Raw genomic sequence first — 13,374 nt, 5'->3', positions numbered from 1 at the left:
TCGACGTCTAGTGTTCCGGATCACATCAGTTCTGTTGATCAGAAGGAGTCGCTAGATGTCCGTCTACGCCCGTCCAGGTACCGCCGACGCAATCATGTCGTTCCAGCCACGCTACGAGAACTGGATCGGTGGCGAATGGGTGCCACCGGTCAAGGGCCAGTACTTCGAGAACCCGACTCCGGTCACCGGCGAGAATTTCTGCGAGGTAGCGCGCTCCACTTCCGAGGACATCGAGCTCGCACTCGACGCTGCACACGCCGCTGCCCCCGCGTGGGGCAAGACATCTGCGGCCGAGCGCGCCGTGATCCTCAACAAGATTGCCGACCGCATCGCCGAGAACCTCGAGTCCATCGCGCTGGCGGAGTCCTGGGACAACGGCAAGCCGATCCGCGAGACCCTCAACGCGGACATCCCGTTGGCCGTCGATCACTTCCGCTACTTCGCCGGCTGCATCCGGGCGCAAGAGGGCTCACTGTCCGAAATCGACTCCGACACAGTCGCTTACCACTTCCACGAGCCCCTGGGCGTCGTCGGCCAGATCATCCCGTGGAACTTCCCGATCCTGATGGCCGTGTGGAAGCTCGCTCCCGCACTCGCCGCCGGTAACGCCGTGGTGCTCAAGCCCGCCGAGCAGACCCCCGCGTCGATCCTGCACCTGATCTCTATCATCGGTGACCTGCTGCCCGCCGGCGTGCTGAACATCGTCAACGGATTCGGCGTCGAAGCAGGCAAGCCGCTGGCATCGAGCCCGCGCATCGCCAAGATCGCGTTCACCGGTGAGACCACCACCGGCCGTCTGATCATGCAGTACGCATCGCAGAACCTCATCCCGGTGACGCTGGAGCTCGGTGGCAAGAGCCCCAACGTCTTCTTCTCCGACGTGTTGCAGGCCAACGACGACTACCAGGACAAGGCCCTCGAGGGCTTCACGATGTTCGCCCTCAACCAGGGTGAAGTGTGCACCTGCCCGTCGCGTTCGCTGATCCAGGCGGACATCTTCGACGAGTTCCTTGCGCTGGCTGCCATCCGCACCAAGGCTGTGCGTCAGGGAGATCCGCTCGACACCGAGACCATGATCGGCGCTCAGGCATCGAACGATCAGCTCGAGAAGATCCTCTCCTACATCGAGATCGGCAAAGGCGAAGGCGCACAGGTCGTCACCGGTGGCGAGCGCGCACAGCTCGGCGGCGACCTCAACGGCGGCTACTACGTGCAGCCGACGATCTTCACCGGCAAGAACAACATGCGCATCTTCCAGGAGGAGATCTTCGGACCCGTCGTCTCGGTGACGTCGTTCACCGATTACGACGATGCGATCTCCCAGGCGAACGACACTTTGTACGGACTCGGTGCCGGAGTGTGGTCGCGTGACGGCGGCATCGCCTACCGTGCGGGTCGTGATATTCAGGCCGGTCGGGTGTGGACCAACACCTACCATCAGTACCCCGCGCACGCTGCGTTCGGTGGCTACAAGCAGTCCGGCATCGGCCGCGAGAACCACAAGATGATGCTCGATCACTACCAGCAGACCAAGAACCTGTTGGTCAGTTACGCGCAGAAGGCACAGGGCTTCTTCTGATGAACACCCCTCGGCCGCCCGCGCGGCTGAAGACAACCGTCGAGGCGATGGACCTGCTCCGTCGCCTCGGCGGTATCCACGGCGAGCTGATGATGCATCAGTCCGGGGGATGCTGCGACGGGTCGTCGCCGATGTGTTACCCCGCAGGAGAATTCATCGTGGGTGACCGCGATGTCCTGCTCGGGTACATCGACCTCCGGCTCGGTGTCGGCGAGATACCCCAGGACTTGCCGACCGGTGAAGATGGTGTGCCGGTCTGGATTTCGGGATCGCAGTTCCAGGCGTGGAAGCATACCCAGCTCGTGCTCGACGTGGTGCCCGGCCGCGGTGGCGGGTTCTCGCTCGAATCGCCCGAAGGAGTGCGCTTCCTCAGTCGCGGGCGGGCATACACGGCCGAGGAGAACGAGATCCTCACCGAGCATCCACCGCTCGTCGGCGTCGACTGGGAAGAAGGCCGACGGCCCGAGGTTCCCGACGACCCGTTGGTGGTTGCCGAGGCAGTCGACGCATGTCCCGTCCCGGGGATGCTCCAGGGCTGAGTGCGGCTGCGCGGAGCGCATACAGTGCGAAAGATGAAGAGCACAACGAAGTCCGACGCGGCCGATGGCGGCGAGAGCATGCGGACCGTCGCCATTGCGTTCGTGGCCAATCTCGGTGTCGCGATCGCCAAAACCTTCGCCGCCGTGTTCACCGGGTCGGCGTCGATGGTCGCCGAGGCCGCGCACTCGTGGGCCGATACCGGTAACGAGATCTTCCTGCTCGTGGCCAATCGTCGAGGATCGCGCGGGCCGGACGAGCAGCGGCCACTCGGGTACGGACGCGAGACGTACTTCTGGTCGACGCTCGCGGCGATCGGACTCTTCGTCGCAGGCGCGGCCGTGTCGGTGTGGCATGGCATCACCTCGCTACTGGCTGGCGAATCGAGCAGCGAGAACTACCTCGTCGCCTACGTGGTTCTGGCCCTCGCGTTCGTGCTCGAGGGACTGTCGTTTCTGCAATCGGTTCGGCAGATTCGGGGCGAGGCGGCCGAGTACGACAGGGACTTTCTCGACTACGCGCTCGAGACCTCGGACCCGACGTTGCGCGCAGTGTTCGCCGAGGACAGCGCCGCACTGGTCGGCATCGTCATCGCCGGTGCTGGAATCGGATTGCATCAGCTGACCGGCTCGGCCGCCTTCGATGCCATCGGTTCCATTCTGGTGGGTGTACTGCTCGGGTTCGTCGCCTTCGTGCTCATCGATCGAAACCGTCGATTCCTCACCGGTGAACCAGGATCGAGAGCATTATGGAACGCGGTGGTGCAACGAATCGAGGGACTCCCCGAGGTGGCCTCGGTCCGGTTCGTGCGCATCGAGTTCGTCGGTCCCAAGCAGATCTACCTGGTGGCGAGTGTCGACCTCGTCGGTGACTTCGCGGAGTCACGTATCGCACGCACGCTCCGGCGACTGGAGCGTGAGCTGGAAACCAACAGGGCTGTGGTGGACGCGGTACTGACAGTCGCCGAACCGGACGAGGGCGACATCGGTGACGTCAACACCGTGGGTCATCAGTCGTAATTCGACCGTCATCTATCGATGACGCGACGCTCACACAATGGGCCTATCTTTATCCGAATTCGCGCGCCACACATGTTGTGAATCGTTCCCTCGGGCGTAACCCTCGCTCCGAGCGCATTGGCCAGGAGAGGCTTGCAATGTCAGTGAAAGATCCTCAGTCGCCTCAGCCGAAATCGGGTACCAGCGAGAGCTCTCAGTCGCATGTCGAGGGGGATGACTATCTCGCCAAGCGGACCTTGAAGAAGGGGACCGCGGGCTGGGTGCTGCTGGCCGGTCTCGGAGTCAGCTACGTCATCTCCGGCGACTACTCCGGGTGGAACCTCGGTCTCGCCGAAGGCGGTTTCGGCGGTCTGTTCATCGCCGCGATCATCATCGCCGGCATGTACCTGGCGATGGTTCTCGGTATGGCCGAGATGTCCTCGGCGCTGCCCGCTGCGGGCGGCGGCTACACCTTCGCCCGCCGGGCCCTGGGTCCGTGGGGTGGATTTGCCACCGGCACAGCAATTCTCATCGAATACGCCATCGCTCCCGCAGCGATCGCGACGTTCATCGGTGCCTACGTCGAATCGCTCGGGTTGTTCGGCATCACCGACGGCTGGTGGGTCTACCTGGTGGTCTACGCAGTGTTCATCGGAATCCACCTCTCCGGCGCAGGCGAAGCGCTCAAGATCATGTTCGTCATCACCGGTATCGCCTTGGTCGGACTGGTGGTGTTCGCCATCGCCGCCATCGGCCAGTTCGACGCGAGCAACCTGACCGACATCGCGCCCACCGACGCTGCCGGGGCCTCCGGATTCCTGCCGTTCGGCTACCTCGGTATCTGGGCCGCAGTTCCGTTCGCCATCTGGTTCTTCCTGGCCATCGAAGGCGTGCCGCTGGCCGCCGAGGAGGCCAAGGATCCGACGAAGAACGTTCCGCGCGGCATCATCGCCGCCATGGGCATTCTGCTCGTCACCGGTGCCGTCGTGCTGTTCCTCGTCACCGGCGCGGGCGGAGCCGACGCAGTCAAGGAGTCGGGAAATCCGTTGGTGGAAGCACTCGGGGACGGAACGGCGAGCAAGATCGTCAACTACATCGGCCTGGCCGGCTTGGTCGCGTCCTTCTTCTCCATCATGTACGCGTACTCGCGTCAGCTCTTCGCTCTCTCGCGCGCCGGATACCTGCCGAAAACCCTCTCCATCACCAACTCTCGCAAGGCTCCGACGCTCGCGCTGATCGTGCCCGGCGTCATCGGCTTCCTGCTCTCGCTGACCGGCCAGGGCGGAATGTTGCTCAACATGGCTGTGTTCGGGGCTGCTCTGAGCTACGTTCTGATGATGGTCAGCCACATCGTGCTTCGTCGCCGCGAGCCGAACATGGACCGGCCGTACCGCACTCCCGGCGGCGTGGTGACCACGGGATTCGCATTGGTCGTCGCCGCGCTCGCCGTCGTCGCGACGTTCGTCGTCGATTCCACTGCAGCACTGTGGTGCCTCGGCGTATTCGTGGCCTTCATGGCCTACTTCGGTTTGTACAGCAGGCACCACCTCGTCGCCAATTCGCCGGACGAGGAGTTCGCTGCGCTGGCCGCGGCCGAGGCCGAACTGGAATGACGGTCTACACCCAGCAGGTCTCGGGCACCACCTACTCGTTCGACGGTCTGGTCGACCTGATGGCCAAGGCGACACCATTGCGATCGGGCGACGAATTGGCCGGCTGCGCAGCCTCGTCGGATGCCGAGCGGGCGGCGGCGCAGTGGGCGCTGTCGGAGGTCTCACTCGAGGTGTTCCTCAACGATCTGCTCGTTCCGTACGAGACCGACGAGGTCACTCGGCTCATCATCGATTCACACGACCGCATCGCCTTCGGGGCGATCTCGCACCTGACGGTGGGAGGGCTGCGGGACTGGCTGCTGCAGGTCACGGCCGCCCCCGATGCCGCCGCGACGCTGCGTTCGGTGGCCGCCGGACTGACTCCGGAGATGGTGGCGGCGGTCAGCAAGATCATGCGCAATCAGGATCTGATCGCGGTGTCCCGGGCCGCGCAGGTGACGTCGGCATTCCGGACCACGGTGGGACTGCCAGGAACCCTCACCACGCGGTTGCAACCGAACCATCCGACCGACGATCCCCGCGGAATAGCGGCGGCCACGCTGGACGGACTGCTCCTCGGTTCGGGGGACGCGGTGATCGGGATCAACCCCGCGACCGATTCGCCCCAGGCGACGGCGGAGTTGTTGCATCTGCTGGACGATATCCGCCAGCGCTTCGAGATCCCCACGCAGTCGTGTGTGCTCTCGCACGTGACGACAACGATGGAACTGATCGACAAGGGCGTCCCGGTCGATCTGGTGTTTCAATCCATCGCGGGTACCGAAGGAGCCAATTCGAGCTTCGGAGTGAACATCCCGCTACTTCGGCAAGCCAACGAGGCCGGCCGATCCCTGCACCGCGGAACCGTCGGAAACAACGTCATGTACCTCGAAACAGGGCAGGGTTCGGCGTTGTCGGCCGGCGCACATATCGGTACCGGCGACCGTCCCGTCGATCAGCAGACGCTCGAAACTCGCGCGTACGCGGTGGCCCGCGATCTCGAGCCGCTGCTGATCAACACGGTCGTCGGGTTCATCGGGCCCGAGTATTTGTACGACGGCAAGCAGATCATCAGAGCAGGACTCGAAGATCACTTCTGCGGCAAGCTGCTGGGCCTGCCGATGGGCGTGGACGTGTGCTACACCAATCACGCCGAGGCCGATCAGGACGACATGGATACGTTGTTGACGCTGCTCGGTGCAGCCGGGGTCGCGTTCGTCATCGCGGTGCCCGGTGCCGACGACGTCATGCTCGGGTACCAATCGCTGAGCTTCCACGATGTGCTCTACGTTCGGCAGGTACTCGGCCTGCGTCCTGCACCGGAGTTCGAGTCGTGGCTCTCGCGACTGGGAATGGTGGACGCCGACGGTCGAGTCCTCGACGTCGACGCTGCGGGATCGCCGTTGCGAGCCTTGATGAGTGCGCGATGACCGAACCAGTCGAACAATCGGGAGCGGCAGGAGTGGAGCCTGCGGAACGACCGGAAGCAGAGTTCTGGGGCGAGTTGCGAGCGATGACGCAGGCGCGGATCGGGTTGGGACGCATCGGCGATTCGTTGCCGACGACGCGGGTGCTCGAGTTTCGGTCGGCGCACGCTGCGGCGCGGGATGCTGTGCACCAGCCGCTCGATGTCGAGGAGTTCGTGGGTCGGGTGGAGCAGGTGGGTCTCGGTGCGCCATCGGTGGTGACGTCGCTGGCGACGAGTCGGGCGGAGTATCTACGACGGCCCGACATGGGTCGGCAGCCGGAGGATCTGTCGGCGATCACGCTCTCGGAGGACGAGATCGGCATCGTGTTGAGCGACGGATTGTCTCCGCGTGCTCTCGCCGATCACGGTGTACCGATGCTGGAAGCGTTGAAAACAGAACTGGCGGATCGGTATTCGATTGCGGCTCCGGTGATCGCGACCGAGGCGCGGGTGGCGTTGGGAGATCACATCGCCGCGGCGATGGGCGTGCGGACGGTGTTGGTTCTGATCGGGGAGCGCCCGGGTTTGTCGGTGGCAGACAGTCTCGGTATCTACCTGACGCATCTGCCGAAGCCGGGCCGCACGGACGCCGATCGCAACTGCATCTCGAACATCCATCCGCCCGAGGGGCAGGGGTACGCCCAGTCGGCTCGGATCGTCGCTGGTCTGCTGGCCGGCGCGAGGAAACTCGGGCGGTCCGGAGTGGCGCTGAAGGATACGTCTCGAGCCGATGTGCTCGAGGCCGCCGAGGCCCTCACTCTGGAGTGAGGCCCCTATTCGGGGGTGGCTGTGGGTGATCGGCGTCACTACCGTGTAGGCCATGGACAGTTACTCCTCCGGTACGTCGGACACAGCGGTTCTGGACGACACGATCGGCACGAATCTGGATCGAACCGCAGCGAAGTACTCCGATCGTGACGCGCTGATCGATGTGACCTCCGGGCGTCGCTGGACCTATTCGGAATTCGTGGCCGACGTCGATCTGTTGGCGGCCGGACTGCTCGTGGCCGGCGTCGCTGTCGGTGACCGCGTCGGGATGTGGGCACCGAACTGTCCGGAGTGGGTGCTGGCGCAATACGCGACCGCCAAGATCGGTGCGGTGCTGGTCAACATCAATCCCGCGTACCGTGCGCACGAGCTGCAGTTCGTACTGAAGCAGGCCGGGGTCTCGGTATTGTTGTCGGCCGGCGAGTTCAAGGGTTCGGACTATGCGGCGATCATCGCCGGTGTGCGTCCCGAGGTGCCGACGCTGCGTGAGGTTCTCTTCATCGGCACCATTCAATGGGAGGCGATGACCGATCGCGGACATCGCGCATTGGCGAAGACTCCGAAGATGATCACCGACGTATCCGAGCAGCTGCGCGCAGACGATGCGATCAACATCCAGTACACCTCGGGAACAACAGGTTTTCCGAAGGGTGCGACGCTGAGTCATCGGAACATTCTGAACAACGGCTTCTTCGTCGGCGAGCTCTGCCATTACACCGCGGAGGACCGGGTGTGTATCCCGGTGCCGTTCTATCACTGCTTCGGCATGGTGATGGGCAATCTCGCGTGCACCTCGCACGGGGCGGCGATGGTCATTCCCGGCCCGTCGTTCGACCCGGTCGCGACGTTGACTGCGGTGGCGTCGGAAAAGTGCACGTCTCTCTACGGCGTCCCCACCATGTTCATCGCCGAACTCGCCCTCGAGAACTTCGGAGAGTTCGACCTCGGCAGCCTGCGCACCGGAATCATGGCCGGCTCGCCGTGCCCCACCGAGGTGATGAAGCAGGTGATCGATCGCATGGGAATGACGGAGGTGTCCATCTGTTACGGCATGACCGAGACCTCGCCGGTATCGCTGCAGACCCGAAGCGACGACTCGATCGAACAGCGGGTGTCCACCGTCGGACGCGTCGGGCCGCATCTCGAGGTGAAGATCGTCGATCCGGTCCTGGGCCACACGGTGCCGCGCGGAGACGCAGGCGAGCTGTGCACCCGCGGTTATTCGGTGATGTTGGGATATTGGGAGCAGCCGGAGAAAACGGCGGAGGCCATCGACGACGAGCGTTGGATGCACACCGGCGACATCGGGGTGATGGACGAAGACGGCTATGTGGCGATCACCGGACGGATCAAGGACATGGTGATTCGCGGCGGTGAAAACGTCTATCCGCGCGAAGTGGAGGAGTTCCTCTATACCCACCCCGACATCCTCGACGCACAGGTCATCGGTGTGCCCGATGCGAAGTACGGTGAGGAGCTGATGGTGTGGATCAGAATGAGAGACGTTGCTGCGCCGCTCGATTCGGCCGCCGTGCGCGCATTCTGCGATGGCCGGCTCGCGCACTACAAGATTCCGCGGTACGTGCACGTCGTCGACGAGTTCCCGATGACAGTCACCGGCAAGGTCAGGAAGGTGGAGATGCGAGAACGCTCGCTCGGATTGATCTGAGAGCGACCGTTCGGCTGCCATACTTCCTTCCATGATCAGTGCGCTGTGGACGCCGACGGATGCCGATGTGGACGAGGCCAGGGTGACCGAGTTCGCGCGGTTCGTCGAGCAACGTCACGAGGTGACACTGCCGGACTATCGGAGTTTGTGGCGATGGTCGATCGACGAGCTGGAATCGTTCTGGCGGGCCGTGTGGGATTTCTTCGAGATCCGATCCGACACCGAGCCGACGAGGGTGCTCGAGAACCGCGGTATGCCGGGTGCCCAGTGGTTTCCGGGGACCGAACTGAACTACGTGGACCAGGTGATCCGGCACGCTCGACCCGATCGTGCGGCCATCGTTCATGCTCGTGAGGACGGCTCGGTCCGGACCGTGACGTGGGCAGAGATGGTCGAGCAAGCGGGAGCGCTCGCGGGCACGCTCGCCGATGCAGGCGTCGGCCGCGGCGATCGCGTCGTCGGGTACCTGCCGAACATTCCCGAGGCCGTGATCGCATTCCTCGCGACCGCGAGCCTGGGTGCAGTGTGGTCCGCATGCGGGCAGGACTATTCGGCCTCCGCGGCAATCGACCGATTGGGACAACTCGAACCCGCTGCGTTGATCACCGCCTCCGGGTACAGCTACGGAGGACAATTTCGGGACAAGTCCAGCGATGTCGGCGCGGTGGTGGACGCATTGACAACGGTGCGGGTGGTCGTCACTGTCGGCGACGCGTCGGGAAGTTCCCGGAGCTGGTCGAATGCGACGGCCGAACGACGACAATTGTCGCCTGTGGCTGTGCCGTTCGAGCACCCGCTGTGGATCGTATTCTCCTCGGGCACCACGGGTCTGCCCAAGGGGATCGTGCACGGCCACGGAGGCGTGGTGCTCGAACACCTGAAATCTGTTGCACTGCAGTCGGACCTAAGTTCAGAAGATGTGTTCTTCTGGTACACCAGCCCGAGCTGGATGATGTGGAACTTCCAGATCGCCGGGCTGCTGACCGGTGCCACGATCGTGTGCGCCGACGGCAGTCCAGCGTTTCCGAAGCCGGATGCATTGTGGGACATCGCAGCCAGGCTGGGGGTGACCTACCTCGGAACCAGTCCCGGCTACGTGCTCGCGTGTATCAAGGCCGATACTCGTCCAGGCACCGATCACGACCTGAAGGCACTGCGAGGCATCGGTATCACCGGTTCTGCGATGCCGGCCTCGTCGTCGATCTGGTTGTCGGAGAACGTCGGCGCGCAGGTGCCCGTCTTTTCCATCTCGGGCGGAACCGACGTGGTGTCGGCCTTCGCCGGGGGAGTGCGGACCGCGCCCGTGTGGGCAGGGGAGCTGTCGGTCCCGTTCCTCGGTGTCGCGCTCGACGCCTACGACGAGAACGGTGGATCGATGCAGGGGACGGTCGGTGAACTGGTCGTCACCGAGCCCATGCCGTCGATGCCGTTGTATTTCTGGAACGACGCCGACGGCAGTCGATACCGAGACGCCTACTTCGACACCTATCCGGGGATATGGCGTCACGGCGACTGGATCACGGTGACCGAGCACGGCAGTGTTCTCGTCCACGGACGATCCGATTCGACACTCAACCGCAACGGGATTCGCATGGGCAGCGCTGATATCTACCAGGCGGTCGAATCGCTGAACGAGGTCACCGAAGCTCTCGTGCTCGGCATCGAACTGCCGGACGGCGGGTACTGGATGCCCCTGTTCGTCGTGGTCCCGGACGGGTTGACCGACGAGCTGCGCGAACGCATCGACGCTGTCATCAGAACGCAGGCGTCACCGCGGCACGTCCCCGACGACATCATCGCCGCGCCCGCCATTCCGCACACTCGGACCGGGAAGAAGCTCGAGGTGCCACTCAAACGTATTTTTCAAGGTGCCGCTGCTGCAGGAACTCTCGATACCAGTGCCGTCGACGACCCTGCAGCTGTGCAGTGGTTCGTCGACCGCGCGGCCGAGAATCAGCGAGTCCACCGCGCGAGATAGGCCTTCTCCTCCGGCGAGATTCGACGCAGGGTCTCGGCACCGACGTCGACCATCGCCATCCGCGTGGTCGCCACCACCGCGGGCGGTGAATCGGGCGCGGCACCCGCAGCCCGCACCTCGTATCCGATGGTGAAGTCGACCGCACGTACCTTTTCGAACCACAACGTGACGTCGAGCGGGCCGTCCGAGTGTCGAAGCGGCTTCTTGTACGCGATGGCCACGTTGGCGATCAAGGCACTCTTGATCAGCGACTCGTTGGCCTCACCTTCGCTGAGCAGCCACTCGATACGGGCCTCCTCGAGGAGGGTCACCATGCGCGCGTGATTGATGTGCGCGAAGGCGTCCATGTCCGACCAGCGCACGGTGACGGTCGCGTGATACCCGACGGGATCGGTCCGATCTGTCTGCATCGCAACAGGCTCTGTTTTCATTGCAAGAGGATGGCATGCGCGCTCGCCGAGGTGACGCTCTAGAGTCCCACTGGTGATTATCGGCAACGTCGCGCTGGATGGCTCCGGCGTGCTTTTCGACATCGAACTTGCGGGTTCGGCCATCGCGTCGATCACCCCTGCCGGGCAGCGACGCAGTCTCGGCGACGAGGTGCTCGACGGTGGGGGTGGGGTCGCCCTGCCAGGGTTCGTGGACAGTCACGTACATCTGACTCAGTGGGCGGCGGCGCGGCGGCGAATCGACGTCGGACCGGCATTGTCGGCGGCCGACGCGGTCGCACTGGTGTACCCCTACGCGAGAACAGCAGGTGATTCAGTGGTGCGCGCCAACGGCTTCCGTGACGCGCACTGGCCCGAGGAGCCGCACAAGGATCTGCTCGAAAATGCGCTGCCCGGGGTTCGCGTGGCGATGACGAGCATGGACCTGCACACGCTGTGGCTGAGCCCCGCGCTGCTCGGTGATCTGGGAATCGATCACCCCACCGGTGTTCTGCGCGATGTGGACGGTCTCGAAGCGGTCATGGCACTCGAAGAGCAGGAGGACCCGGCCGAACTCGATCGGGCGGTGCTCGACGCCACCGCGGTACTGGCGGTCCGCGGTGTCACCGGCGTCGTGGATTTCGAGTTCGCCGACAACCGGACCGTCTGGGATCGTCGACTGTCCGCCGGTTCGCCTGCGGTGCGTGTCGACACGACGGTGTGGCCGCAATGGCTGGACGAAGCACTCGATCTCGGCGAGCGGACCGGCGACGTCTCGGCGCTCTCGGAATTGATCCGGCGCGGCCCGCTCAAGGTGATGCTCGACGGCTCGCTGAACACCCGAACGGCGTGCTGCCACGATCGGTACCCGGGCGTCGACGGCGACGACGCGTACGGTCTGCTGCTCGAGACGCGGGAGAGCCTGTTCGAGCTCGTCTCACGGGCATCGCGCGGGGGCATAGTCCCGGCCATTCACGCAATCGGTGACCGCGCCAACGGCCTCGCGCTCGACGCGTTCGAGCACGCCGGCTGCGGCGGTCGAATCGAACATGCGCAGCAGGTGCTGCCCGAGGACATCGCACGTTTCGCCGCGTTGGGCGTCGCGGCATCGGTGCAGCCTCAGCACGCCATGTCCGATCGTGACATCGCCGAGCACCTGTGGTCCGGACGGCGCTCGGTCGGCTACGGGTACGGCTCTCTGTATCGCAGCGGTGCCACGTTGCTCTTCGGTTCGGACGCCCCCGTCAGCCCACCGGAGCCGCTCGCCGGCGTCGCGGCCGCAGTCTTTCGAACCGACGACGACCGACCTGCGTGGCATCCCGAGGAAGCCGTCCCGCTCGACGCGTCGCTGCGGGCCGCGAGCGGAGGACGCGGGGTACTGCGAGTGGGGGACGCGGCGGACATCGTCGTTCTCGTCGAGCATCCCGAGCATCGCTCGGTGCACGATCTGGCCGACACGGAGATCAGGGCGACGATCTGCGCCGGCGCGCTCACCCATGCAGCGGTATAGGGCTTCGCCCTCGTGCGCCTTTTGCATACCCAGAGGGATGCAAAAGGCGCACGACGGCGAAGCCCGCGTAGCGTGGTTTCGATGACCTCGTTCACCGACCCGCGCGTACGTGAATTCCTCTCCGCAGGTACCCGCACCGGAAAACTCGGGTACCTGGCCTCGGACGGCAGGCCCCTGGTGGCACCGATCTGGTTCGTCGTCGAGGGCGAGGAGATCGTGTTCAACACCGGGGCCGATACGGCCAAGGGACGGGCGATCCGTCGTGATCCACGAGTGGTGTTGACCGTCGATCTCGAAGAGCCGCCGTACGGTTTCGTCCAGGTTCAGGGCATCGCCTCGGTGGACGAGGATCCCGAGGAGTTGATCCGCACCGCGACGGAGATCGGCGCCCGGTACATGGGCAGCGAACGGGCCGCAGAGTTCGGTGCTCGCAACGGTGTTCCGGGTGAATTGATCGTTCGAGTGACACCGAACAAGGTGATTGCAGCTTTCGACATGACGGCATGACGACAGCACCTCTCCACGCAGTCGGCACTGTAGATTGACCGGGTGCGCAATCGCGTCGGTCGCTCTCGGACGGTCCGGTCCGACGCGCTCGATGGATGTGTTTCGGTGTAACGCTCAGGTACGTTCACGCGGATATGTACTGAAAGGTAACTTTCGAGTTGTTCGCGGTGAGAAAATAGAGAACGAAGTAGTCAGTGTGCTCTACGTGTTCGGTGCCCACCGATCGCTGCCCGTCCGGCAGCCGGTGGGGGCGCGTGTGATTGTGGAAAAGAGAGGCATCGATTGGACCCGCTAGGTGTGGAGGGTGCTGGACACGACGACGGAGTCGGCAGTCCGCAAC

11 protein-coding genes are annotated in these 13,374 nt (G+C 64.3%); 10 read left to right on the top strand and 1 reads right to left on the bottom strand.

Annotated features, from left to right (window positions below; all coding sequences use genetic code 11):
* The first annotated feature begins 55 nt into the window (after positions 1 to 55).
* From exaC to RHODMAR_RS20505, 8 genes are all read left to right on the top strand, one after another.
* On the top strand, positions 56 to 1,579 hold the full coding sequence (gene exaC / locus RHODMAR_RS20540) for an acetaldehyde dehydrogenase ExaC (protein ID WP_008718405.1): 1,524 nt from the start codon (positions 56 to 58) through the stop codon (positions 1,577 to 1,579).
* Positions 1,579 to 2,118: a DUF779 domain-containing protein gene (locus RHODMAR_RS20535; RefSeq protein ID WP_008718403.1), complete on the top strand. Its 540-nt coding sequence runs from the start codon at positions 1,579 to 1,581 to the stop codon at positions 2,116 to 2,118. The genes exaC and RHODMAR_RS20535 overlap by 1 nt, the downstream gene beginning before the upstream one ends.
* 33 nt (positions 2,119 to 2,151) lie before the next feature.
* Positions 2,152 to 3,135 carry a cation diffusion facilitator family transporter gene (locus RHODMAR_RS20530; protein WP_042939996.1) on the top strand — a complete coding sequence of 328 codons (984 nt, stop codon included), beginning with the start codon at positions 2,152 to 2,154 and terminating at the stop codon, positions 3,133 to 3,135.
* Positions 3,136 to 3,272: 137 nt separating this feature from the next.
* On the top strand, positions 3,273 to 4,727 hold the full coding sequence (gene eat / locus RHODMAR_RS20525; RefSeq protein ID WP_008718400.1) for an ethanolamine permease: 1,455 nt from the start codon (positions 3,273 to 3,275) through the stop codon (positions 4,725 to 4,727).
* The gene (locus RHODMAR_RS20520) at positions 4,724 to 6,136 is read left to right on the top strand and encodes an ethanolamine ammonia-lyase subunit EutB (protein WP_008718397.1); all 1,413 of its coding nucleotides are present in this window, start codon (positions 4,724 to 4,726) and stop codon (positions 6,134 to 6,136) included. The genes eat and RHODMAR_RS20520 overlap by 4 nt, the downstream gene beginning before the upstream one ends.
* Positions 6,133 to 6,942, top strand: a complete 810-nt coding sequence (gene eutC / locus RHODMAR_RS20515) for an ethanolamine ammonia-lyase subunit EutC (protein WP_008718395.1) — start codon at positions 6,133 to 6,135, stop codon at positions 6,940 to 6,942. Before RHODMAR_RS20520 ends, eutC begins: the two co-directional genes overlap by 4 nt.
* Before the next feature lie 52 nt (positions 6,943 to 6,994).
* Positions 6,995 to 8,611, top strand: coding sequence for an AMP-binding protein (locus RHODMAR_RS20510; RefSeq protein WP_008718392.1), 1,617 nt, complete (start codon positions 6,995 to 6,997; stop codon positions 8,609 to 8,611).
* A gap of 31 nt (positions 8,612 to 8,642) precedes the next feature.
* Positions 8,643 to 10,589: an acetoacetate--CoA ligase gene (locus tag RHODMAR_RS20505; RefSeq protein ID WP_008718389.1), complete on the top strand. Its 1,947-nt coding sequence runs from the start codon at positions 8,643 to 8,645 to the stop codon at positions 10,587 to 10,589.
* Here RHODMAR_RS20505 and RHODMAR_RS20500 read toward each other — a convergent pair.
* The gene (locus tag RHODMAR_RS20500; RefSeq protein ID WP_008718387.1) at positions 10,565 to 10,999 is read right to left on the bottom strand and encodes an acyl-CoA thioesterase; all 435 of its coding nucleotides are present in this window, start codon (positions 10,997 to 10,999) and stop codon (positions 10,565 to 10,567) included. The genes RHODMAR_RS20505 and RHODMAR_RS20500 overlap by 25 nt on opposite strands.
* Before the next feature lie 73 nt (positions 11,000 to 11,072).
* On the opposite strand from RHODMAR_RS20500, the gene RHODMAR_RS20495 reads away from it, so the two are divergent.
* On the top strand, positions 11,073 to 12,527 hold the full coding sequence (locus tag RHODMAR_RS20495; RefSeq protein ID WP_008718385.1) for an amidohydrolase: 1,455 nt from the start codon (positions 11,073 to 11,075) through the stop codon (positions 12,525 to 12,527).
* A gap of 81 nt (positions 12,528 to 12,608) precedes the next feature.
* Entirely contained in the window at positions 12,609 to 13,034 is a 426-nt protein-coding gene (locus tag RHODMAR_RS20490; RefSeq protein WP_042939993.1) for a PPOX class F420-dependent oxidoreductase, read from the top strand.
* The last annotated feature ends 340 nt before the right edge of the window (positions 13,035 to 13,374 follow it).

Source organism: Rhodococcus sp. AW25M09, assembly GCF_000333955.1.
Lineage (GTDB): Bacteria > Actinomycetota > Actinomycetes > Mycobacteriales > Mycobacteriaceae > Rhodococcoides.
Note: the sequence above shows the minus strand (reverse complement) of the source record. Positions and strands in the feature narration are given on the sequence as shown.